A 23,373-nucleotide genomic window follows, 5' to 3' on the forward strand; every position below is an offset into this window, starting at 1 on the left:
GTATGATTAAGCGCCAGGGGTATCAATTAACTACGGCTCAGAAACAATGATTATTGTGGAGAAAACTGAATGTGTTGGATGTGAAGAATGTTTATATGCATGCCCCCCCGCGGCAATTATCATGAATATTGACAAGGCAGAGATACTTCAACACAAATGTGATCAATGCGAACTGTGTATTAACGCATGTCCTGTAAAAGCAATTAAAAATGTGCCGGAAAAATAAGGAAGCATCATTTTGTATCAATTTGGTTTTTTGGAAAACAACCCCGCAGGGGTGAAATGATTATAGCAATCATTTTTATTATTTTTAACATCTGATTTATGGAGGAAAGAACTATGTCTGAACCTGGGTTGTTTTGTCAAATAAACACTGCGGCGACCGGCCCGGCGGAGACTGCAAAAAAACATGTACCGGTAATAACACTGCCCGAAAAGATAAAAGCGGGAGAACCATTTACCGTAACTATCAAAGTCGGAGAGGCTCCGCATGTAATGGAAAACGGGCATTTTATACAATTTATCGATTTATACTGCGGTCATATATATCTTTCACGTGTGGATTTTACCGCAGTGATGACAAAGCCGGATATCTCTCTTTCTATTGTACTGCAACATGAAGGCTCCAGAACACTCAGGGCATTCAGCCGGTGCAATCTCCACGGTATATGGGAAGGCACGAGGGAAGTAAATGTAATTACATAATCTTTTTTTCACAAGGAGTAATTATTATGATAAAGATAAAAACATTTACTTCCACTCTGAAGATATTTCATGTTCATAATGAACTTGTTGAACTGGATAAGGAGGTGAACGATTTCTTACAACAAAACAATATTACAAAGGTAGTCTCGGTTTCTGACAGCACAACAAATACCGGCGGAGATACTATGGGTATAATACGTGTACTTACGTATGAGTATTAAATACGGTGAATGAATCTATTCGCAGGATTATTCTAAAGACCGGTATTAAAAAAACGAATCGCTATTATTTATTCTATTGGTTTTTTTCAGGAGAAGAAAAAATGAAGAACAAAAGCACTTTAACCCTCGCTTTATTTTCCGTTACAATTGGCGCAAGCGCCTTTTTTTTCGGAACGCCTGTTTCAAAAGCCTCGAACATTGACGGTATGAAATTATATTTACAACACTGCAAAACCTGTCACGGTGTGGATGGAAACCCTACAGATCTTGGCGTAGGCCTGGGCGCCCGTAAATTTGCAGATGCTGAGTGGCAGGCAAAGACGAGTGATGAGCGAATAATTGAGCAGATAAATGAAGGCACACCGGAAATGATGATGCCTTTCAAGGAAAAACTGACCCCGGAAGAAGTGAAGGCTTTGGTGCCTGTTATCAGAGGATTTAAAAAGTAATTTGTGCTGAATTTTTTACAACAGGAAGAGGATAAAGTAATTATGGCACATAAGAAAACCCATGTGTTGAGAATTGTTTTTATTTTTTCAGCCTTGTTTTTGTTTGCGGGTTCCGTCATTCCATCTCCTTCCCGTGGGGAAGAAAAAGCCATAAATGCACGAAATCTTTTTGAATATCACTGTGCCAAGTGCCATGGATTGACAGGAGAAGCAAACAAAAGGGGAAAGGCATTAAAGGCGCCGGATTTATGTGATCCTGCATGGCAAAATTCAAAAACAGACGAAGAAATTCTCCATTCCATCACTAATGGTAAGAACAAAATGCCGGCATGGAATGAAAGGCTGGCGCCTGAAGAGATTGAGGCCCTGGCCAGGTACGTGAGGAAATTATCAAAAAAGCAACGGTGATGAACGCCATTGCAGATCAAAAGTTACCGTTAATAAATTTTTACAACTTTGTTCTCTTTTATATTCAAGTTTCGGCGTTTCAATATTTCTAGTTAAGCGATGAACAAACCCACCCTTTAATCCCTTCCAAAAGGGGACTTATCAAATTCCCCTCTTGGGAGGGGTTAGGGGTGGGTAAAATGAATGACATTGGGTTTTTGTCTTTTAAAAACCCAATGTCATTTGTGAGAAAATGACGGCGTGTTCTTTTTCCCACCGGGGGCAATATATCTTATGTCACATAATGTAAAAAAACTTGGTGTGTTAACAGGTGGCGGAGATTGTCCCGGACTGAACGCAGTCATCAGGGCTATCGTGAAGTCCGCTGTCCAAAGACATGATATTGCCGTAATAGGAATAGAAGACGGCTATGACGGGCTGGTATTGCCAAATAAAACTAGAAAGTTGACCCCATTAAACAGCAGGGGCATTCTTCATGTCGGGGGAACCATTCTTGGCACTACAAACCGGGCAAATCCCTTTAAATATCGAATAACGGTAAACGGTAAAACGGAGATAAGAAACGTCTCCTCCGAAGTTATGCAAAAAATAAAATCACTGGAACTGGACGCCCTTATCGTTATTGGCGGGGACGGCACGCTGAACATCGCATCTCATCTTTATGACATGGGCTGTCCGGTGGTAGGCGTACCAAAAACGATCGATAACGATATCCTCTCCACAGACGTCTCTTTCGGATTCAGTACCGCAGTACAGATTGCCACTGAAATGCTGGACCGTTTGCATACCACCGCAGAAAGCCACCACCGGGTGATGGTGATGGAGGTTATGGGAAGATATGTAGGGTGGATCGCCCTGGCATCTGGAATTGCAGGCGGCGCTGATGTAATACTTATCCCGGAAATACCCTATGATAGGGAAGAGGTTTGCCAGAAAATTCTCCGAAGGAAGAAGAAAGGTTGCCGTTCCAGTATTGTTGTTGTATCGGAGGGTGCAAAAGAAATAGACGGCGCATTGTGTATTTTGCAGTCGGCAGAAGAAGGCGGGAGTGCGGAACGACTCGGGGGCGCTGGCGAAAAGGCGGGACTGTACATCAAAAAAAACACCGGCATAGATGTGCGGGTCACAACGCTGGGGCATGTGCAAAGGGGGGGTACACCAAACGCCTTTGACCGGATACTCTCCACCAGATTTGGCGTCGCTGCGGTAGAGTTGATTATTAACAATCAGTTTGGACGCATGGTATGCCTGGAAGGACAAGACATTAAATCTGTTCCGCTGAGCAGTGTGGCAGGCGGACAAAAAAAAGTGCCTACGGAAACAGGACTGGTAATAACGGCAGAGGAAATTGGCGTTAATTTCGGCAGAAAAGCGTAAAACTTGAAACCGTAGGGACGAAGCATTTGCGATAACTGGCATACATGCGTTCATGCTCTAGCATGCAAATGCTTCGCCCCTATACCGTGCGGTAAAATCGTTATTAAAAATGTTACAAAGTTTCACCAGTTAATTACCCCTCCTGGACGTGGAGCAAACAATTTCAATGAACCCCAAAATAACTACTTCACTTGCCTTCGGCCTGCTCATTATAGGTATTATTGCGGTTCTCTTCATTATCATTCTGCTTGGCAGAAATAAAAAGACACACTATCCAAATTTTTTCCGGTGGGGTCATCGTATTGCTGGCTATGCATTCTTTGTGCTTTATATCTTCATATGCTATTTAATGTCATTGAAAATCACGAGCGACCCTGTTACCTGGACGGCAAAGGATGTAGTTCATGCGTATCTCGGACTTGCTGTTTTTCCGATGCTCGTTGCAAAAATATGTGTTGTCCGCGGTTTTAAAAAATATTATCCTCGCCTTCCAATATACGGCATGATCGTAATGATTGCCTTATATCTAACGGTTATTATGAGCGGCGGGCATTTTCTCCTTACTTTAGCCCGCAGCCAGTACATAGTGCTTTTACAACGAGGCAAGCCGGTAAAGGTTAATGCAAGCGAAGGAAGAAAGGTCGTACAGACGAAATGCTCCAGTTGCCATTCATTAGAAAGGGTGTATTCGCATTTTAAAACAGAGGCGGAATGGAGGGATTATGTCGCCCGCATGAGGGCAAAGGACCCTCTTCGCCTGAGCGATCTGGAGGAATTACAGGCGCTTGGATTTTTGATAAAAAACCTTGGCATCGATGAACAAAAAATGGATGCACAGGTAGGAATGAAGATAATTTTAAACAAATGCCATCTTTGTCACACACTTGAACGCGTGTTTCAACAGAAGAGGACGCAATCAGACTGGCTAAAGGTAATAGAAACGATGCGGGCATTTGATCCGCAGTTGCTGAGCGATTCCGAAGCCCGGCAAGTAAATTATTATTTGGGCAAGGTGCTTCTAAAACAAAAAACAGATTCCTGAGAGAAAACACCTTGTTTTATTTCTTTTTTTTCATATACAGGTACAGGCGGTGCGTATGTGTGTAGAACTATTTAATTTGCACGATAAAGTCGCCCTGGTGACAGGCGCAGGAAAAGGGCTTGGGAAATCAATGGCGTTAGCCCTGTCAGAATCGGGCGCACACGTGGCGATAGCAAGCCGCACATTTTCAGATGTGGAAGAAACGGCGCAGGAAATAGAGGGAAACGGGGTAAAATCACTTCCGGTTGCCGCAGATGTAACGAAGCCGGAAGACGTCACAAAAATGGTTGAAATGGTTTTGTCTAAATTCAAAACTATCGACATCCTTGTAAGTAATGTCGGCGCCTTTATTGGCGGCTCAATACAGGATCTGTCCCTGGATGATTGGCATAAAATGATAGAAATAAATCTTACAAGCGCCTATTTATGCGCGAAAACGGTGGGGAAACACATGCTAGACAAGAAATGCGGCAAAATAATCACCATCAGTTCCGCCCTGGGAGTATTTGGCGCAAACCGGTCTTCAGCATATTGTTCCGGCAAGGGTGGGGTAATACAACTCACAAAGGCCCTTGCAATTGAATGGGCAAAATACAACATAAATGTCAACTCAATCGCCCCCTATTCGATGGAAACTGAAACTACGCGGGAAATGCTGAAAGACGAAAAAATAAAGCAGGCAATTATTTCAAAAATCCCCTTACAGAGGATTGGACAACCCTCCGATCTCTCCGGAACAGTTGTCTTCCTTGCCTCTAAGGCGTCTGACTATATAACCGGACAAGTTATATTTGTAGACGGCGGGTTTTCTGTACAATAACCCGGCGCTGCAAAGCCGCAATTTAGAAGATTTGAACCGCTAAGGGACTTGAAATTAGTTTTTGTTAGATCAAATATGAGTATGAACCTGAATTGCTTACATTTCCAAATATGCCAATGAATTTTTAACCATGAACGCTTCCTTAAAAAAATACATTGCCCGTTTTGAATCATTGCAGGGAATACCTTCCGAAGAGGAATTGAGAAATAGTGTCGTGGGATTGCACCGGGAACAATTGTCCATTGAGGAATATATACGTTTCTCCGGCACAGGGTATCAAAGAAATGTGCTTCATGCCAGTTCTACATGCGAGGTAGTTGCGTTATGTTTTAAACCGGGGCAATACACCCCAATTCATGACCACGGGGGTTCTGTTGGGATTGCCTTTGTTTACAAAGGGACTATGACGGAAGAATTATTTGAAAAGCAACAACCATCGGGCATGATCGCACCGTTTGCAAAGAATTCGGTTTCGGCAAATGAAGTGTCCTGCATTGGTATTTCGACAATTCACCGTGTATCAAATGTTCATGATGATGGATTAGTGGTTCTTACTGTCTACTTCCCGCCTCTTGTTACAATGAATATTTATAACACGGAAAACACCCTGGTTGAGAAATGGACAGCGGAGGCACAGAGGGAACAATATTCTTAGTACCTTTAATTGTGAAATACGGAAACACTTTAGTCTTTGAAACTGGAAATTATCATTTGTAGTGCGACGAGGTTCGTCGCACTACATGAATTTTTCGTGCTCGTTCCCAAGTAGCGGCAAGGCATGCCTTGCCGCTACTTGGGAACGTACTGGCGTTGGAAACTACATTCGCGGGTTCAGGTTGCAAACTAATGTCATTAAGTTAAGCAACCTGCCAGAAAAGTTCCTCTTAAAAAAGGGGGATAAAGGGGGTTGTTTTTAATCAAATATCCTTAACTTAATGACATTGGGTTGCAAACCTGAACCCGCCTGGAGTTTTAAACCTGTCTCTACGGTTGTAATTCAATATTCCTTGTTCTGCGGTTCGATATTCTCTTTTCATCATATTAAAATGACGGATTACAAAAAATCGGGAATGCTCCCAGTGTTAATAAATTACTGGAAAATTCCAAGTCCCTTAATGAAGAGAGTCCAAAATGCCGGAAAAGATGGAAGATAATAGCCAGTGGCAAACGGCGCTAACACAATTCAATAATGTCTCAAAGCTGATGAACCTCCGGGAGGATATTCATCAGATATTGAAAGACTTTTCCCGAATCCTTACCGTCTCTGTTCCCGTTCGGATGGATAACGGATCAACAGCCTCGTTTGAAGGGTTCCGGGTTCAGCATTGTTCTGCCAAAGGGCCTTATAAGGGAGGCATAAGGTATCATCCGGACCTTACTTTAGACGACTTAAAAGCGCTGGCAATGGAAATGACCTGGAAGTGTTCCCTGGTAGATATTCCTTTTGGCGGAGCAAAAGGAGGCGTCGTTTGCGACCCCAAAAAACTCTCACGCGGTGAACTTGAAAGGATTACGCGGCGCTATACGTATGCTATTCAGCCGATTATCGGGCCGGACATTGATATTCCCGCGCCGGACGTCAATACAAATGAGCAAACCATGGCATGGATCATGGACACCTACAGCATGAATAAAGGCTTTTGTTCTCCCGGCATCGTCACGGGAAAACCATTGAATATTGGGGGTTCTCTGGGCAGGGCAGATGCAACGGGGCTTGGCGTTGCCTATATTGCCGCAAGCGCGGTGCGTCAAAACAAAAAAACACTAAAGGGACTTAACGTAGTCATACAGGGATATGGCAACGTCGGGTCTGCCGCCGGAAAATTTTTAGAAGAAATGGGGTGTAAGATAGTAGCCGTCAGCAGTTCAACCGGTGGAATATACAACCCCCGGGGATTGCCTCATAACGCCATTACAGAGCATTACAGGAAGACCGGGGGGTTCGGTTCTTTCCCCCATGCAGAAAACATTACAAACGCTGAATTACTGGAACTACCCTGTGACGTGCTGATTCCCGCAGCAATGGGAGGGCAGATCACAAAGAAGAACGCCGCTAAAATAAAGGCAAAACTGATCGTCGAGGGTGCAAATGGCCCGACAACCCCGGAGGCGGATGAAATACTCTCCCGCAGGAAAATAAAGATCGTACCGGACATCCTTGCAAATGCGGGAGGTGTGATTGTTTCGTATTTCGAGTGGGTTCAGGATGTGCAATGTTATTTCTGGTGCAAAAACGAGGTAAACGTTAAACTTAAAGTGCTTCTTGAAAGATCATTTAATGATGTTTATGCTTTCGCACAAAAAAACAAATATTCCCTACGCACCTCTGCCATGATGCTGGCAATTAAAAAGGTCGCTGACGTTTTTACCGTGAGGGGATTGTATCCGTAACTTTTATAACGACAAAAGGAAGGTGTTATTACAATGGAGTTCGAAAACTTTAATGACCATGAAGCCCTTAGAATTGCAATAAACATGGAAAAAGAAGGCAAGGTTTTTTATACCACCCTGGCGGAAAACGCAAAAGACTCCAGGGTAAAAGAAATCTTTGCGAGGCTCGCGCATGATGAAGAAGATCATATGGATACCTTCCAGAGGATTTATGATTCTTTGCCCTCGCCACAGGAACAAATATACGCCGGAGAGGATTACACGACAGATGAATATTTGAAGCACCTTGTGGATACAAGCGTCTTTACCAGGAAAGGCGCGGCAAAAGGACTTGCCTTGCAGATAAAAAGCGATGTTGACGCTTTAAAAATCGGCATACAAGCAGAGAAGGATGCAATCCTCTACTACCGCGAAGCAATACAGCATACAAAAAACGATGACGGACGGAAGGCCTTTGAACAATTATTACACGAAGAAAAAACCCATCTTCATTTACTGGCAAAACAAATGACTCTTTTGAAAGAGGGTGCGTCATAGAAACGCAACAATGTCTTCTGTAATACACAAACTATCCATTCGTTGAATCATTGCCTACCATCGCATAAAAACAGATTTGAGCGAACAATTCATCTTTTTATCATTCACCTTCCATGGCGGCATAGGATGGATATTTGCTTGACTTCTTACCCCATATGCGGTAATTTTCTGAAAAATCCACCTCTTTCAAAAATGCATTGAAACTATTATCTCCTTTTTGTTACGGCGGCATACAGTATGCAAAAATCATGGAAAGAAACCCTTTCGGAATTATCCCTGGAAGAACTTCAAGAGGCGAAAAGCATAATTTCCAGATTAATTCAGGAAGAAAAAAAGAATAAAAAAGGGCTTAAAAGGAAGGAGCCGGAAACAAAACAAGGATCTTTAGAGAACAATGAAAGCCCTGTGGTCTTCTTCCACCCGGAAGAAGGAACAAACGCCCGACAGAAGCGCACAGAGGAGAGATTTGTTTTAGACACGGAAGGTTTCTGTTCTGCAGTAAGAAGGGATCAAATCGATTTTATGCATGAAGAGGTCCCCATTCTCATAAAAGACATTTCTAAACATGGAATACGTTTTACCTCCAAAAGACCCTTTATCCCTTCTACAATACTAATAATTACCTTTTATTTGTCATCTAAAATCCAACAGACGCAAGACGGCACAGACGTCCAGAGGAAGGTGTATTACACAGCAAAGAAAACAAACAACGTGGATGACAATCTTTTGTACAAGAGAACACAAAAGCAAATTTATGCAGAGGTACGAAGGGTTATCGAGTGTTCTGATATAACGGGAGTTATGTATGATGTAGGCGCCCTGGCGATTGATCGTACGAAGGTGGATGAATTACGGAAAGAGTGGGAAGATTGCTATTTAATAAAAAAACGCCTTTCCGTCAAGAACGGGTTAAACATCCTGATTGTTTCTATGTTTGAGAAGGTTGTTAAACAGATGAAGGAAATCCTCGCAAAAGAAGGATACCATGTATTTGAGGCAAGACATACCGGACAAGCAGTTATGCTGTTGAGGAGAAACAGATGTGATGTAGTGATTTCTGATTTCCATACCGCGAAAGTGGAACGGTTTGAACTAATAAGAAACATTAAGGCTGAATTTTCAGACATGGGTTTCCTGATTGAAATAAACAATGTAAATGATTTGACGGAGGCGCTTCCCTTTGAAATAGATAACTATTTTAACCAGGGGTGCGGGGAAAAAGAAATAAGCCTGTTGGTAGAATCGTTGTACAAAAAAATATTTTACCGGAAAAACTTCGCAGATTTAATGCAGATGAACAAAAAAAACATTCAGGCAATACTCGTGGTAAGCGACAACACGCCATTGAAGCAGCTCTTTCGCGATATATCAAAGAAAGAGGGTTTCAAGATATATTTCGTAAAAGACACCGGTCACGCACTGAGCGTTCTGGAAGGCTATAAAATTGATAACATATTTATTGATGCAGAGTCAATCGCTGCAGGAGTGGAAGAATTTCTTGCAAAAATAAAAAAAGCGTTGCCTTTTGTTTTTATTACTATAACATCGAACAATCTCAATGACCGCTATAACTATTTATTACGCGGCGCACACGCCTTTCTTCTTGCGACAAACGATATGCAGAAATCCCTTAAATACTGGTCTGAGGTACTCTTGCTTGACAGCGTGTGTTTATACTAAAGGCCTCGGATATAATCCTGCCAGCTTTACAATTTCAGGCACCGCTTCTTCCCACTCAACGGCCATAATATGAATACCCGCAACGCCTTTTATTTCTCTCACCTGTTCAATTACTTCCAGACAAATCTTTATCCCTTCGTCTTTCCCTCTTTTCGCTTCAGCAGCAGCGTCCATACGTCCCATCACTTCATCAGGCACATCCATGCCAGGCACGTTATATTTCATATGCTTTGCCATGCCCTTTGATTTGAGTGGCGCTACACCGGCAAGTATATAGGTCTTTTCGTGAAGTCCCATATCGGTAACCATTTTCATCCATTCTTTAAATTTGTTTACGTTGTAAATAATTTGAGTCTGAATAAAATCCGCACCTGCCTTGATTTTTTTACCAAGTCTCGCCGCACGATATTTAAAAGGGTCTGCAAATGGGTTCTCCGCCGCGCCAATAAAAAACGCGGGACTCCCCGCCTTCAATTCCTGTCCGCACTGGAATAATTTCTCGTCTCTGAGTGTTTTTACAATTTGGATAAGTTGAATGGAATCAATGTCGAATACGCCTTTTGCCATCGGATGGTCGCCAAATTTCTGATGGTCTCCAGTGAGACACAATACGTTTTTTGCCCCCAAAGCCGCAGCGCCCAAAAGATCGCTCTGTATGGCAATACGGTTTCTATCCCGGCACGTCATCTGAACAATGGGTTCCACACCCGAATCAAGCACAATTCTGCCGGCAGCGATGCTTGACATCCTTACCACGGCGGTTTGGCAATCGGTAATATTAAAGGCGTCGCCATATCCCTTCAGCATCGCCGCTTTCTTTTCAATTACCGTTCTGTCCGCACCCCTTGGAGGGCCGAGTTCCGCTGTTACTGCAAATTTTCCGTCACGGAGTAATTTCTCCAGATTGCTTCCAGATTTCATGGTTTCGCTCATTTCCTAACATAGTTAACAATACCTAACACAGTCTACAATCTACAATCGGCAGTCGGCAGTCGGCAGTCGGCAGTCGGCAATTTGCCGATTGTAGATTGTAAGGTAGTTCTTTGCCTCAACTTATTGAGAAGTTACTTTTCCCCTGTAAAACGTTGAGATTATACCAGTAAGCAATTATTTTGTACAAGCATCTTTTCCCTATTCCATTCTTGGTGTTTCAAACATGTAAGGTGGATTAAGGTGCGGCTTTTTCGCACCGAATCCACCACAATAATACTATAAATTTGAAATTGAAATGGTCGTAATTTGTGGTATAATTCCAAACATCAATAAAGGGGGCCCATAGCTCAGTAGGTTAGAGCAGCGGACTCATAATCCGCGTGTCCAAGGTTCGAATCCTTGTGGGCCCACTTTTACTTTCCAACCCATTCACAGTTCACAGTTTACAATCGGCAGTCCACAATTTGCAATTTGCCGACTGCACGCTTACTCTCCTGACAGCTTAAAATACTCAATAACCTGCTTCACGTCCTCCTGCGCTGCCTGTGCGGGGTCTATTTTTAAGAGTTCCTGTAAATACCTTTTTGATTTTTCGGCGTCCTGCTTATTGACAAGATACAAAAATACAAGCCTTTTATAAGCATTTACCTCACCGGGGTAACGAACAATCATATGTTGAAATACGTTTATCGCATCATCGGCCATACCCATCCTGTAGCAAAGATTACCCAGCGCAAGAAGGGCATTAAAATTGTCCGGGTCTAACTGAACCGCCTTACGGTATGCCTGAACAGCCTTTTCTCCCTCTTCCAGGTTTTCATAAGCAAAGCCAAGATTATAATAACTCTGCGGCTGATTTTGGTTTAACGCAATCGCTTTCTCAAAATACTCAATAGCCTCATGCATCTTCCCCCGCTTTGCATAGTTTACCCCCACATTATTTATGGCAAGGATATATGTGCTGTCGTACAGAAGGGATTTTCGAAACTCCTCAAGGGCCTCATCAAGCTTTTCCATTGAATTGTAAACACTGCCAAGCCCATTGTGCGCATGCGAATAATCCGGTTTTATCCTGAGTGCCTCCAAATATTCCTCCTTTGCCTTATCAAGCTGCCCCCGGTTGTAATAAATATTGCCTAGATTGTTATGCGGCTGCGCGTAATATCTGTCAAGCCGGATTGCCTCTTTGTATTCTGCCTCCGCCTTTTGTTCTAATCCCTGTTTCGTATATACTATGCCAAGATTGCTGTGTATGCTGGCATCTTCAGCATTGCAGAGCAATGCGGCCTGATATTCCTTCTGTGCCCGTTCGATGTTTCCCTTTTCCAAATAAACGTTTCCAAGATTGCAATGCGCACGATGGCTTTGCGGAGACCTTGCCAGGGTCTTTGTCCACAATGAAAATTCATCCCGCCAGTCCCCGTTTTTCCTTATAATAGAAAAGCCATTGCTACATACCATAAAAATTATGATGACCAGTTGCACCACTTTTCTTAAAGGAATCGCACGGGAAGACAGTGTTGTGTCGGTAATACGGTAGATAAGTATCCCCTTTACCACACAAAAGCCCATAACGGGAAGATACAGATATCTTTCCGCCATAATATTTCCGATAGGAACAATATTCATAACCGGCAGGAGCGTGATGAAAAACCATGCCATCCAGCAGGCAAAGAAATGCCTCACTTTGCATAGTTTCACAAGGATGACAAAAACGGCGCACAAAAATAAGACCGAAAGCATGCTTGACAGCTCAAAGGGAGATTTTACAAGGGGCGCCACATAGTCCGCATTCAGGTTAAATGGAAAGAAAGACGCCTTGATATAGGACGCCAGCACCTTAAGCATCGTAAAAATATTCAGCCAGAATCCCCCGGGCTTATACTCCGCCTGCACTGCCGGATTTCTTAATACTACAAATCGTATCACGATGTAAAACAGCGAAACGGCGAAATATCCAATATAAACACCTTTTACCCTTCGCAAAAGACCTTGCCGCATCCCTTGGCCTGAAAAGATAACAAATAAGAATAAAATTGCCGGCATGGTTATGGCCATTTCTTTTGAAAAAAGCGCAAGAAAATATGCAAACAGAGAGAGGCAATAATACATGACAAAACGTCTTTTCTTCCCATTGCTTTCCAACAGCAATGTGTCAGATTTTACAAAACAGATGAGAGAGATAAGCATAAATGTTGCGGAAAGAAGATCCTCGCGATATCCAATAGCATTTACTGTTTCCGTAAGAATAGGATGTGTGATAAAAAAGAGTGTGGAAAGCCACAGTATCTTTTTATTTTTTATCACCTGGCGGAAGAAAAGATAAAAAAGCGCGGTATTTACTGCATGTAATAAAACGTTTGTCAGATGAAAACCAAACGGGTTGAGCTGCCAGAGGCTGTAATCAACAAAATAAGAAAAGGTCACGAATGGCCGGTAACTCATCTCCCCTGAAATGGTAAAATAATCTGCAGAAAACAACGCGGGAAAATACTTCCAATCCTTGATGAAACCATTGTCCACGATAACCTTGAAATCATCATAAACAAATTTCCCGTGAGTGGCATTTATATAAAGCAGAAGGGAAAAGACCGGTATTAAGACAAGGATACAGGAAAAAAGGGGGGTACGTTTTGAATTGGATTTGATAATCAAAAAAGGCGTTTCCTATCATTTAATAAAAATATATCAACATTACGTTACAAAAAACGTCTTCCTATAATATAATATGAAAATACCGGAAACAAAATATTTTTACAAACTCTCTTAAATATACTATGGAAACGACCACTCAAACAGATTTTATAAAATTCCTCGGTACGGCCGGGGCAAGGATTGTCGTATCAAAACAACTCCGCGCATCAGGGGGCATTTGGTATTCATTACACGGTTTCAACGTTTTGGTAGATCCGGGCCCTGGATGCCTTGTAAGATGCCTTTCAAGCAGGCCAAAGATGGACCCGATGCAACTGGATGCAATTATCCTCTCCCACAGGCATCTGGATCACGCCGCAGATGTGAATGTTATGATTGAAGCAATGACTGAAGGAGGATTTAAGAAAAGAGGTACACTCTACGCCCCTGAAGATGCATTAACGGAGGATCCGGTTGTTTTCCACTATGTAAGAAACTATATCACAAAAATAACTATCATAAAAGAAGGCGGGCGTTATCAACTGTCAGACGGCGTCTACTTTGAAACACCGCTCAAACATCAGCATCCAAGTGAAACATACGGCATTAATTTCATTACCCCTGAATATACCATTTCACATATCGTCGATACCCGTTACTTTCCTGATTTATTAAAGTGCTACAATGGCAACACATTGATTATCAACGTTGTCCGCTATAACGCCGACCGCGACACAAGAAAGTGGCTGTATCACCTGACAATAAGAGACGTCAAAGAAATAGTTACTACACTAAAACCAAAAACTACATTATTGAATCATTTTGGAATGACCATGCTCAAGGCTCACCCGCATCAGGTTGCCGAACAATTATCAGCGGAAACGGGACTCAACATTATTGCCGCAAGCGACGGGATGCGATTTAATTTAAAAAAGTAGGGGCGAAGCATCTGCCGGTTTGGGTAAGAACGCATTTATGAAGAGTTATGGCATATGCTTCGCCCCTACAACAGGCCTGAAGGACAGAAAGCATATAGCTTACGCCAGGCGGGTTCAGGTTTGTAACCTGAACCTATAGTTTATATGGCGAATAACGTTATGTGTATTTAATGGCTGAATCCCCCCCTACTGGCAGGCATGAACAATATAAAACGTGGGGGTTCAGGTTACAAACCTGAACCCGCGAATGGTTTCCATTTGTCCCAGTCTGCGGAGCTAGGGAACGAACGTTTTGCTTTTTCAAAAGACTAAAGTGTTACTAAAATGTTACTTTTTCTTCTTCTTTTTACCTATACCTTTCAATTGGATTTCTTTATTTACCTCATGGTTTGTCTTTAATTTGATTTTATTCTTTGTATATTTTTTATAGCCGCTTTTTTTTGCGAGCATCTTATATTTGCCTGCTTCCAACTCAGTAAAAGAATACTTGCCTTCACTGCCAGAGGTTGTTTCCTCTTTAAAAGATTTTTTCTTTATTGTTATTGTTGCCCCCTCCAAAGGTTCTCCGGTTTCTTTATCTGTTACCATACCGCTAATAGATGAAGACTTCGGATCAACCTCCAGTCCTATATCCGTGTTCGTTGTGGAAAGCGCATTTACCTTTGCCGTTTCTGTGTTTTTTATGTACCCCGACTTCTGTGCAGAAACAGCATATTCACCAGAATCTAACTCCATAACATAAGCGCCGCTATCGGTGGCGGTATATGAACCGTCAACGCCTGTTGCCTGGACAATCGCACCGCCAAGTTCCAGGCTTGTATCATTTTCAAAAACAATTCCTTTGACAAACCCCGCGTAACCATTAGATAATTTTGCGGTAAAGGTGCTTGCCGATGCTGTTTCATCAGTATGTGCGATTTTACGCGCTGAGGCGCTTGCACCACTTTCTCCCATAAGAGTTGTTCCGCCGTCAACATCTACGGCAAGCACCTTCCAATAATATGTTGTTTCATCTCTCAGGCTAGCCTTTTTATCAACAACAGCGTAACTTTCTTCTATACCTTTTTGCTGATGATATATTGAATCAAATGCCCCGTCCGTTGAAATGGTCAGTGTATAAGTCACCGGTTCATTGCTATCTGGGTCAGAACTGTCTTCCCAGTCAAAAGTCAACGCCACTGCAGTATCTGTTCCACCTGTTGGATAAACAGGATCAAATGAGGCGGGAGGCTGGTTTTTCGTCTTGTTTCTGATCACATCGGATTCCATAAACAGAGAAATATCGCCCGTCCCTACTTCCCGCGCAAAATAAAACACCTCATATTCCCCCGATTCCTTGAAATTATCCCACTTTTTACTACTGAAATCATTCCAGATGAATTCATTTTCAACAACATCGACTTCATTGTAACTAAAACTTGAAATATCTATTATCTGCTGCTCTGTTACCTCTGCCTTGTTTTTCAGTTTATGCCCCGGTTTCGCTATTTCAACCCAGGCCTCATCTACGATAGACACGTCTTTCAACTCGGCGGTTAATGTAGGCCCCTTGTCTTTCGGTTCGAGAGTAACGGTATCCATATTATCGGTAAATTCTATAGACGCTGTTACTGTTCCAATGCCCATAATAATGTCCATCGACAGCGCCCCGTCTGCGTTATTTTTAGAGGAAAGTACGCCATACGTCCCTACGCCGTCTCCATTGTCATCAAGCAATGGATGCTGGGCATATTCATCAAAGTAACGTCCATTCCCGGCGCTTGCACCATTCATTCCGTTGCCGTCCTTGTTTTCAGTATATTCGGCTATTTTTTCCGCTGCTTTTTCATAACTTCTTTTAATCGTTTCTCCGTTAGAAAGAAAATTCATAAGCTCCACGACAAAAAAATCTCCATGCCGCAGCGTTTCATCCGGAGCCAATGGCCCTTTATACGCAATCTCTTTCGAATCACAACTCGTGATAATAATACGTTTTGACCCAGACTTCGACAGGTTTTGAACAAAACTACCAGAACGATTGGCGCCTATTGCCACAACAATTGGTTCCTCCTGCGCTTCAGCATTAAGCGAAGATTCCAGACTATCAAGCGCATCTGACAAATCGGACGCCGTAAGGGTTTCAGAAGACAGGGGAAACTTTTCTTCCTTGCCGTGCCCCACCAAAAACAGATATAACGGTGCAGGGTGAGAACTCATCTTTTCGCCTGCCCATGACTCTATCGCAGTTATGACTGCGTTGTGTGAGGGTTTTTCATCTACCCCTGTTTGTTTTGTATCGTAATTAAAATACTGTATCCCATCATCCGTGAGGCCACGTTCAATAAGTTTGTTGTATATATAATTCGTTGTGAGGTTATGGGAATCTGTTCCAGCGCCCCCCTTTACCTTTCCCTGAACGATGATGGCATATCCCGCCACCTCTTTTGTAACGTCCTCAACCTCTATTTCTGTGCTTGTGGATTGAGCACCAACGAAACTTTCCGTATTATCAAATCCCGTCAATAGTTCCCATGCGCCAATTACCGGTAAACTTACCATGGTAAAATTATACAGAAGCTGGTCATCCGACAGAAAAGGCTGCGTTTCAAATACATCTTCATATGCGTCTTCAGGATTTATCCGTATCAGTTTAAGATTTTCCTGAATGAACGCTTCTCTTGTAGTTACATTGTCGGGCGTCAGCGTAATGACGCCAGAGATATCAACCGTTTGATCAATCCGGATAGTTGAGGATGATGGTTCAATAGTAAGAGCGACCGCCGCCGGGTTCACCGTCAACGGTGTTTCGCTGCTTTTAGCTGCTTTGTAAACATCGTTTCCATCCCAGCTTGCCGTAACCTTCCAGTCTCCGCCCGATAACGGATAGTAATTGGAAAGATCAAAGACGCCTGAGCTGCCGGAAGTAACCGTTTTTGTGTCCGTTTCTCCACTACTTTTAGTAAAGGTGATGACAACATCCGCCTGGGTGGGCGGGGTTATCTGTCCGTCAACCGCCAGGGATTCACCGAACGTTATTTCGGTCGCAGACAGGTCGATTTCGAGGGATGAATTCCTTTGATAAACGGAAATATAATCTTCAACGGTTTTTGTTACGGAAGAAACAGCATCAGATACGGTCAAACTTACGGTATAGTTGCCCGCATCAGAATAGACATGAATGGGATGTTGCGCATTATCGGTATTGCCATCTCCGAAATCCCATAACCAGGAAGCTATTTCACCGGTGGATTTATCAATAAACTGCACTATCAATGGCCACTCTCCCGACGTCGGGATTCCTGCAAAGTCTGCCGCCAGCGTATCCGTCACAGAAATAAAATTATCAACTGTTTTCGTGTTTGAACCTGCCTGGCCAGATACCGTAAGGCTTACCGTGTATTTTCCTGTTTCATTATACGTATGCACCGGACTTTGCGTAGTATCTGTAGCCCCGTCGCCAAAATCCCACAACCATGAAGAAATTTCTCCCGTAGATGCATCGGTAAATTTAACGGTAAGGGGCGCTCCGCCGGTGGTAGGTTCTGCGGCAAAATCAGCCATGGGGCTATCCGCAGAAACACCAATGGCGTAAATATTTCCGCCGGCGCCCCCAATATACAGAATACCGTTGCCGCCGAGGCAGGGAGGTCCGAAGAGTTCCGCTTCCGCTCTGTATGTCCACTTTAGTGTTCCGTTACTATTAATTGCATAGATATTCTTGTCTGCCGCGCCAAAATATATCGTCCCGTCTATGTCAATTGCGGGCGCCGTAATTAAGTTCCCCGTTTCAAATGTCCATTTTAAAGCGCCTGTTATTCTCTCTAATGCATGAAGTGTTCCGTTTGATGAAGATGCGTAAATCGCATTTGCCCCGGAAAGGGCGTCTATTGCCAAAGCCGATTCCTCAAATGTTGTTTTGTCGGCAACATACGACCATATGAGTAAGCCATTATATTTATCCACACAAAATAGAATCCCTTCCTCAGAGGAGAAAATAACCTGTTTGTTTTCCTCATCAATAACAGGTGACCCCGTAACAAAATCGTTTGTATTAAAACTCCAGAGGGTCGCAAAGGTGTCGGTATTTATTGCATAAAAAAAACCGTCCAATGTCCCGGCAAAAAGGATTTTTCCCGTATTATCAATTGCCAGCGGAGTCCATATTTCATCAGATAACCTCCTTTGTTGTAGCAAATCCCCGTTTGTATCAAGGGCATATAAATAATTCCCTTCATCACCGAAATATAAAACACCGCTTTGAGGGTTAATTACGGGGGAAGCGCTAATAGATTGATTTGCCTGAAAGCGCCATTTAAGGGCGCCGTCTTCTTCCAGCGCGTAGAAATAGGCATCATCAGACCCAAAATAGATAGTTCGGTTCATATCCACTATCGCAGTGGTGTAGATATCTCCGCTTTCATAGCTCCAGTTTTTTGTGCCATCGGGACGAATTGACAAAAATTCACCCGTGATATTGCCAATATAAATGGCGCCATTTTCCCCTAATACGGGAGAAGCGGTAAATTCGCCATCCGTTTTATATTTCCAAAACAGCACATTTTTAATCGGATTATTTGTGTCTGTACTCTGGCCGGTATGCTGAGCATCATGAATGAACATCGGCCAGGGGCTGTTGGCAAGTTGGGCATAGAGTAAAACCGGATGAAGCGAGAAAAGGAAAATTATTAAAAAGACGTTTGGGGTGGCGCTGAAAATGAACAAACGTTCATTTTTAAAAAAGAGTTGCTGAATACGATATTTGAATAAAAGAAAATACTTCACCACATATTCTCCCGCTATAGGATCTATTACGAACAAAACACCTGAATACTTTATCAACTTGACTCTCTGAAGTCAAAATAATACAAGGCATCCCAGCGACAATCTACAGTCGGCAATCGGCAATCGGCAGATTGCAGATTGAGGATTGCAGACTGAGAACTGAGGACAGAGAAATGCTGGCTATGCCAGCTTAGGTTTGTAAGGTACGATTTAAATCGTAAAAAGGCAGTATAGAAAGTATTAAACGTGTGGTTCAGGCTTCGCCGTGAGCACAGCCGAACAGTTACAAACCCGCTGAGGTGAAAAAATAATAAATCATAAGCAGAAAAAAGAGGGAAAATAAATATTTTACATTTTAAAAAATAGCGTATAATAAAATTTATTGTTTCATTGTACGCTTTTGATTGCCGACAGGCATTATGAAGCATGCAAAACGTTTCGGTTCAATCATGGACGATTTAATTAACCGGAAGGAGGGGCACGAAGCAGGGACACAAAATTCTGCGTTTTTCCCTTGTTTGCGCCACCCTGAAAACTCATAAGCAAAATTAAAATTCCTTTACTATTAAATTATGAATATCGTAAACAAAGACCATATTGGAAAAGCATATCCTGATTATAAGCACCCTATAGAAAAGGCATTTCAAACCGGCCAGTCCCACATTTTTAGCTGGTGGAACGAGATAACTCCTGCCGAAAAGCTGCATCTTTTGGGACAGATATCTTCAATAGATTTTACTCTTTTACAAAAACTTTTTCACGAAAGCTTTATTTCAGCTTCTGACATGTTTCAGAAAGATTTACAACCCCCACCGATTATTGGTATTCCGGAAAATATTACTGAAAAAAAAGCCGCTGAAAAGGCGAAACAGGTGGGGGAAGAGTCCTTGCGCAATGGAGAAATTGCCATCCTTACCGTTGCGGGGGGACAGGGAACGCGGCTGGGAATTGATGGGCCAAAGGGCATGCTCCCCATATCGCCAATCAACAAGAAAAGCATTTTCCAACTTCATGCCGAGAAAATATACGCTCTTCAAATGAAATACAACGCAATGTTTCCCTGGTATATTATGACAAGCGAAACAAATGATAACGATACGAAGGAGTTTTTCCGTTCAAACAAATTCTTCGGGCTTGACCAACAACGGGTATATTTCTTTACACAGCGAATGATTCCCGCGGTAGATATGAACGGAAAAATTTTGATGAATACAAAGTCAAATATTGTAATGAGCCCGAACGGTCATGGAGGCACAATTATTGCTCTTCAGGAAAGAAATATTATAAATGATATGAAAGAACGGGGTATTAAGCACATCTTTTATCACCAGGTTGATAACGTGCTTATAAAAATGGCAGACCCGGTATTTATTGGCTATCATCTTATGGATAGCGCCGATGTGTCATCGAAGGTGGTTAAAAAACGCAGCCCTGATGAAAAAGTAGGGGTGATTGTTTATCTTGACGGACACTTGCATGTGGTTGAGTATTCGGAACTGAGCCAGGAGGACAAATATGCAAAAAACAATGATGGCACTTTAAAATATAATGCAGGAAATATTGCGATTCACATATTCAGCATCGCCTTTCTTGAAAAGCTGTTTCAAATGGAAACCTACCTTCCGTATCATCTCGCAATAAAAAAGGTTCCTTTCATTGATTTGAACGGCAATTTGATTACTCCAAAAGAAAATAACGCCATTAAATTTGAAACATTTATATTTGACGTTTTAAAGCATGTGAAAAATGGTGTACTTATGGAAGTTGTCCGCAAGGAGGAGTTTTCTCCGGTAAAAAATGCAGAGGGAGACGATTCTCCCGCAACAGCGCAACAAGACATGGTAAATATATTTGGCCAATGGTTGCGAAAAGCGGGGGTTGCCATTCCGAAGGATTCTAATGATAATGTAAAAGGACTTATTGAAATCAATCCCTGTTTTGCATTTGATGAGGAGGACTTAATAAAAAATGTGGATAAGGATTTGGAATTTAGAGGTTTTTTGAATCTTGAGCATTGAATATTGAACATTTTTCTTAGTGCGTAACATGAGTTGCACGGTTTTGGAAGTTAATGCTCAATGTTCCATCGCATAAGACCGGAAGTATGGTAGCGGCGGAGGGAATCGAACCCCCGACCTGCGGCTTATGAGTCCGCTGCTCTAACCATCTGAGCTACACCGCCATTTGTTTAGATTCTTCAAATCTGATTTGAGGAGGGTTGTTTAAGAAGAATTGTGGAACAGATGAATCGAAATGGAATTTATATAAAAAAGATAACATCTGTTATCATCGTTTTCAAGGAATTTTCTCTAATTATGGCAACTATTTAGCCAACCGGGGGAAAAGCAGTAACATACGTCATTGCCCCATAAATGCTAACGTGTTTTTGATATTTTTTGTACAATTTATTTTTATTAACAACTAAATTTAATAGAGAAATAAAATGATACGTCAACCAGCAGTAGCAGGGTCTTTTTACAGCGGAGATAAAAGCCGGTTACAACATGAGATCGATACTTTTATCATCAAGGATTGTGAAAAACAATCTGCTCTGGGGGCAGTTTCTCCTCATGCGGGCTATATGTACTCCGGCAGTATTGCCGGAAGTTTATATTCGCACATTACGATACCGGATTTGGTAGTGATATTGTCCCCAAATCATACCGGATATGGCAAGCCCTATTCAATTTGGCCAGGAGGTTCCTGGATAACCCCTTTTGGAGAGATTGCAGTAAATGAGGAAGCAGTGGATGAATTGGTTAATAGTTGCCACCTTATAGAAAGAGACAAGGAGTCTCATTTGTATGAACATGCCGCAGAGGTACAAATACCCTTTATTCAATATTTTAACCAGAAAACAGAGATAGTTGTAATGACCATCGCCTCCAGAAAGATTCTGGACCTGAAAACCATCGGGAAGTGCATATCCCAGATGCTGCAGAAATTGCACCCCGATGCGCTCGTAGTGGCTTCTTCTGATATGACGCATCATGAGCCGCAGGCGTCTGCAAACAGGAAAGATAACATTGCCATCAATGAAATTTTAGCGCTTAACGAAGACGGCTTATACAACAAGGTGAACGAATTACGCATTTCCATGTGCGGGATATATCCTGCAGTGATTATGCTTACTTGTTCCAAAGAACGTGGCGCAAAAGAAGCAATACTCGTACGCTACGCAACGAGCGGGGACGTCACCGGCGATTATGATCAGGTGGTAGGGTATGCGGGAATTATCATTCGATAGCTTCTGGTTAGCCCTTTGAAAATCATTCAGAGACGAAAATATTGTATGCCATTTTCCATATCAGTCATAATACCAGCTTATAATGCTGAAAAAACAATCGGGCAGTGCTTACATGCCCTGAAACAACAAAATTATCCATCCGCTTCATATGAAGTAATTTTGGTAGATGACGGTTCAAAAGATGCAACGGGTGAAATTGCAAGGACGTATGATATAAAATATCTCCGGCAGGAAAATAGCGGGCCTGCAACGGCAAGGAACAAGGGAGCAATGGCGGCAAAAGGAGAAATTATTTTGTTTACCGACTCCGATTGTGTGCCGGAACCTGATTGGATAAGGGAAATGGCTGCGCCGTTCAGCGATAAAAGCGTAATGGCGGTAAAAGGGGCATATAGGAACAGGCAGAAAAGCATTGTTGCCCGTTTTGCCCAGCTTGAGTTTGAAGAGCGGTTTGAAATGCTGAAAAAGGCTGCATCAATCGACATGGTTGACACGTATTCCGCGGGTTTTCGTAAAGACGCGTTTCTTCAGCTTGGCGGTTTTGACACGAGTTTTCCCGTTGCGAACAATGAAGATACGGAATTATCGTACCGCATGTCAAAGCTGGGATTTAAAATGGTGTTCAATCCAAACGCCATTGTTTTTCATTTGCACCATCCCGCCTCGGTAAAAAGGTATGCAAGACTCAAATTCTGGAGGGGATATTGGCGGACGGTAGTATATAAAAAATTTCCCGGCAAGATGCTTAAAGATACCTACACCCCTCAAACATTAAAATTACAGATTCTTTTTCTGTTTTTATTCCTAATGAGCATACCATTTTCTGTTTTTTCCCTCACCGGATTGTATGCGGCATTTGGCGCAGGCACATTTTTCTTCCTACTATCCCTGCCTTTAATGATATTGGGAGTCAGAAAAGATTGCCTCGTTGGATTATGTGTTCCATTTTTACTTGTTCTCAGGGCAGGTGCTCTGGGATTTGGAATGTTATGGGGAATGGCGCTAACACGGTTTCATTAAATTATAAATAAAATATGGTAACCACGGAATACACTAAATACACTGAAAAAAAGAAATTGGAAGGAGATTATGAGAGAGAATGGTGGTAACTATTCAGCGTAAATAATACACGGCCCGTTCCACTTCGGCGGGTTCAGGTTTGCAACCTGAACCCATAAGTTTATGCGTACAATGGGGGAATGAACAGAGATAAAATCCAATGCCTGAATT

General features: G+C 42.4%; 19 protein-coding genes and 2 tRNA genes. 17 read left to right on the forward strand and 4 right to left on the reverse strand.

All coding sequences use genetic code 11. From position 1 onward, the window contains the following. The first annotated feature begins 55 nt into the window (after nucleotides 1–55). The 12 genes from ABJL82_RS11065 to ABJL82_RS11120 all read left to right on the forward strand — a co-directional run bounded on the left by ABJL82_RS11065 (nucleotide 56) and on the right by ABJL82_RS11120 (nucleotide 9,630). A complete protein-coding gene (locus tag ABJL82_RS11065) occupies nucleotides 56–226 on the forward strand; it encodes a 4Fe-4S binding protein (RefSeq protein WP_347274757.1) in 171 nt (56 codons plus the stop codon). Nucleotides 227–339: 113 nt separating this feature from the next. Then, entirely contained in the window at nucleotides 340–705 is a 366-nt protein-coding gene (locus ABJL82_RS11070) for a class II SORL domain-containing protein (protein ID WP_347274758.1), read from the forward strand. Between the two features lie 26 nt (nucleotides 706–731). After that, nucleotides 732–926, forward strand: a complete 195-nt coding sequence (locus tag ABJL82_RS11075) for a hypothetical protein (protein WP_347274759.1) — start codon at nucleotides 732–734, stop codon at nucleotides 924–926. A gap of 101 nt (nucleotides 927–1,027) precedes the next feature. Then, nucleotides 1,028–1,375, forward strand: coding sequence for a cytochrome c (locus ABJL82_RS11080; RefSeq protein WP_347274760.1), 348 nt, complete (start codon nucleotides 1,028–1,030; stop codon nucleotides 1,373–1,375). Nucleotides 1,376–1,417: 42 nt separating this feature from the next. Beyond that, entirely contained in the window at nucleotides 1,418–1,783 is a 366-nt protein-coding gene (locus ABJL82_RS11085) for a c-type cytochrome (RefSeq protein ID WP_347274761.1), read from the forward strand. A 273-nt stretch (nucleotides 1,784–2,056) separates the two neighbouring features. Further along, the gene (locus ABJL82_RS11090) at nucleotides 2,057–3,160 is read left to right on the forward strand and encodes an ATP-dependent 6-phosphofructokinase (protein WP_347274762.1); all 1,104 of its coding nucleotides are present in this window, start codon (nucleotides 2,057–2,059) and stop codon (nucleotides 3,158–3,160) included. Between the two features lie 166 nt (nucleotides 3,161–3,326). After that, nucleotides 3,327–4,202, forward strand: a complete 876-nt coding sequence (locus ABJL82_RS11095) for a DUF6529 family protein (protein ID WP_347274763.1) — start codon at nucleotides 3,327–3,329, stop codon at nucleotides 4,200–4,202. A gap of 55 nt (nucleotides 4,203–4,257) precedes the next feature. Continuing rightward, the gene (locus tag ABJL82_RS11100) at nucleotides 4,258–5,022 is read left to right on the forward strand and encodes a 3-oxoacyl-ACP reductase family protein (RefSeq protein WP_347274764.1); all 765 of its coding nucleotides are present in this window, start codon (nucleotides 4,258–4,260) and stop codon (nucleotides 5,020–5,022) included. Between the two features lie 130 nt (nucleotides 5,023–5,152). Next, entirely contained in the window at nucleotides 5,153–5,677 is a 525-nt protein-coding gene (locus ABJL82_RS11105; RefSeq protein WP_347274765.1) for a cysteine dioxygenase family protein, read from the forward strand. Nucleotides 5,678–6,153: 476 nt separating this feature from the next. After that, on the forward strand, nucleotides 6,154–7,413 hold the full coding sequence (locus tag ABJL82_RS11110) for a Glu/Leu/Phe/Val dehydrogenase (protein WP_347274766.1): 1,260 nt from the start codon (nucleotides 6,154–6,156) through the stop codon (nucleotides 7,411–7,413). Nucleotides 7,414–7,446: 33 nt separating this feature from the next. Continuing rightward, entirely contained in the window at nucleotides 7,447–7,950 is a 504-nt protein-coding gene (locus ABJL82_RS11115) for a ferritin family protein (protein ID WP_347274767.1), read from the forward strand. Between the two features lie 237 nt (nucleotides 7,951–8,187). Then, complete coding sequence (locus ABJL82_RS11120; RefSeq protein WP_347274768.1) at nucleotides 8,188–9,630, forward strand: hypothetical protein; 1,443 nt, start codon at nucleotides 8,188–8,190, stop codon at nucleotides 9,628–9,630. On the opposite strand, the gene ABJL82_RS11125 is transcribed toward ABJL82_RS11120, so the two are convergent. Next, nucleotides 9,622–10,551: a methylenetetrahydrofolate reductase gene (locus ABJL82_RS11125; RefSeq protein ID WP_347274769.1), complete on the reverse strand. Its 930-nt coding sequence runs from the start codon at nucleotides 10,549–10,551 to the stop codon at nucleotides 9,622–9,624. The two genes, ABJL82_RS11120 and ABJL82_RS11125, sit on opposite strands and share 9 nt — an antisense overlap. Nucleotides 10,552–10,899: 348 nt before the next feature. On the opposite strand from ABJL82_RS11125, the gene ABJL82_RS11130 reads away from it, so the two are divergent. Beyond that, nucleotides 10,900–10,973, forward strand: a tRNA-Ile gene (locus tag ABJL82_RS11130). 76 nt (nucleotides 10,974–11,049) lie between these two features. Here ABJL82_RS11130 and ABJL82_RS11135 read toward each other — a convergent pair. Further along, complete coding sequence (locus ABJL82_RS11135) at nucleotides 11,050–13,218, reverse strand: tetratricopeptide repeat protein (RefSeq protein WP_347274770.1); 2,169 nt, start codon at nucleotides 13,216–13,218, stop codon at nucleotides 11,050–11,052. 122 nt (nucleotides 13,219–13,340) lie between these two features. Here ABJL82_RS11135 and ABJL82_RS11140 point away from each other — a divergent pair, with 122 nt between their 5' ends. Next, nucleotides 13,341–14,135 carry an MBL fold metallo-hydrolase gene (locus ABJL82_RS11140; RefSeq protein ID WP_347274771.1) on the forward strand — a complete coding sequence of 265 codons (795 nt, stop codon included), beginning with the start codon at nucleotides 13,341–13,343 and terminating at the stop codon, nucleotides 14,133–14,135. 327 nt (nucleotides 14,136–14,462) lie between these two features. Here ABJL82_RS11140 and ABJL82_RS11145 read toward each other — a convergent pair whose 3' ends face one another. Beyond that, nucleotides 14,463–18,953, reverse strand: coding sequence for a PQQ-binding-like beta-propeller repeat protein (locus ABJL82_RS11145; RefSeq protein ID WP_347274772.1), 4,491 nt, complete (start codon nucleotides 18,951–18,953; stop codon nucleotides 14,463–14,465). Nucleotides 18,954–19,468: 515 nt separating this feature from the next. On the opposite strand from ABJL82_RS11145, the gene ABJL82_RS11150 reads away from it, so the two are divergent. Further along, nucleotides 19,469–20,914, forward strand: coding sequence for a UDPGP type 1 family protein (locus ABJL82_RS11150; RefSeq protein WP_347274773.1), 1,446 nt, complete (start codon nucleotides 19,469–19,471; stop codon nucleotides 20,912–20,914). 87 nt (nucleotides 20,915–21,001) lie between these two features. On the opposite strand, the gene ABJL82_RS11155 is transcribed toward ABJL82_RS11150, so the two are convergent. After that, nucleotides 21,002–21,078: transfer RNA gene (locus tag ABJL82_RS11155), tRNA-Met, on the reverse strand. A 261-nt stretch (nucleotides 21,079–21,339) separates the two neighbouring features. Between ABJL82_RS11155 and amrB the strand changes: the two genes are divergently transcribed. Both amrB and ABJL82_RS11165 read left to right on the forward strand, forming a co-directional pair. After that, entirely contained in the window at nucleotides 21,340–22,143 is an 804-nt protein-coding gene (gene amrB / locus ABJL82_RS11160) for an AmmeMemoRadiSam system protein B (protein ID WP_347274774.1), read from the forward strand. A gap of 45 nt (nucleotides 22,144–22,188) precedes the next feature. Continuing rightward, on the forward strand, nucleotides 22,189–23,163 hold the full coding sequence (locus tag ABJL82_RS11165; RefSeq protein WP_347274775.1) for a glycosyltransferase: 975 nt from the start codon (nucleotides 22,189–22,191) through the stop codon (nucleotides 23,161–23,163). The last annotated feature ends 210 nt before the right edge of the window (nucleotides 23,164–23,373 follow it).

The organism is Candidatus Kuenenia sp., assembly GCF_039794105.1.
Classification (GTDB): Bacteria; Planctomycetota; Brocadiia; order Brocadiales; family Brocadiaceae; genus Kuenenia.

Excerpts from the sequence above, each read along its gene's own strand:
- ABJL82_RS11165 (WP_347274775.1), top strand. The coding sequence starts at position 22,189 with ATGCCATTTTCCATATCAGTCATAATACCAGCTTATAATGCTGAAAAA.
- ABJL82_RS11110 (WP_347274766.1), top strand. The coding sequence starts at position 6,154 with ATGCCGGAAAAGATGGAAGATAATAGCCAGTGGCAAACGGCGCTAACA.
- ABJL82_RS11120 (WP_347274768.1), top strand. The coding sequence starts at position 8,188 with ATGCAAAAATCATGGAAAGAAACCCTTTCGGAATTATCCCTGGAAGAA.
- ABJL82_RS11095 (WP_347274763.1), top strand. The coding sequence starts at position 3,327 with ATGAACCCCAAAATAACTACTTCACTTGCCTTCGGCCTGCTCATTATA.
- ABJL82_RS11150 (WP_347274773.1), top strand. The coding sequence starts at position 19,469 with ATGAATATCGTAAACAAAGACCATATTGGAAAAGCATATCCTGATTAT.
- ABJL82_RS11075 (WP_347274759.1), top strand. The coding sequence starts at position 732 with ATGATAAAGATAAAAACATTTACTTCCACTCTGAAGATATTTCATGTT.
- ABJL82_RS11090 (WP_347274762.1), top strand. The coding sequence starts at position 2,057 with ATGTCACATAATGTAAAAAAACTTGGTGTGTTAACAGGTGGCGGAGAT.
- ABJL82_RS11125 (WP_347274769.1), bottom strand. The coding sequence starts at position 10,551 with ATGAAATCTGGAAGCAATCTGGAGAAATTACTCCGTGACGGAAAATTT.
- ABJL82_RS11070 (WP_347274758.1), top strand. The coding sequence starts at position 340 with ATGTCTGAACCTGGGTTGTTTTGTCAAATAAACACTGCGGCGACCGGC.
- ABJL82_RS11100 (WP_347274764.1), top strand. The coding sequence starts at position 4,258 with ATGTGTGTAGAACTATTTAATTTGCACGATAAAGTCGCCCTGGTGACA.
- ABJL82_RS11105 (WP_347274765.1), top strand. The coding sequence starts at position 5,153 with ATGAACGCTTCCTTAAAAAAATACATTGCCCGTTTTGAATCATTGCAG.
- amrB (WP_347274774.1), top strand. The coding sequence starts at position 21,340 with ATGATACGTCAACCAGCAGTAGCAGGGTCTTTTTACAGCGGAGATAAA.
- ABJL82_RS11140 (WP_347274771.1), top strand. The coding sequence starts at position 13,341 with ATGGAAACGACCACTCAAACAGATTTTATAAAATTCCTCGGTACGGCC.
- ABJL82_RS11115 (WP_347274767.1), top strand. The coding sequence starts at position 7,447 with ATGGAGTTCGAAAACTTTAATGACCATGAAGCCCTTAGAATTGCAATA.
- ABJL82_RS11080 (WP_347274760.1), top strand. The coding sequence starts at position 1,028 with ATGAAGAACAAAAGCACTTTAACCCTCGCTTTATTTTCCGTTACAATT.
- ABJL82_RS11085 (WP_347274761.1), top strand. The coding sequence starts at position 1,418 with ATGGCACATAAGAAAACCCATGTGTTGAGAATTGTTTTTATTTTTTCA.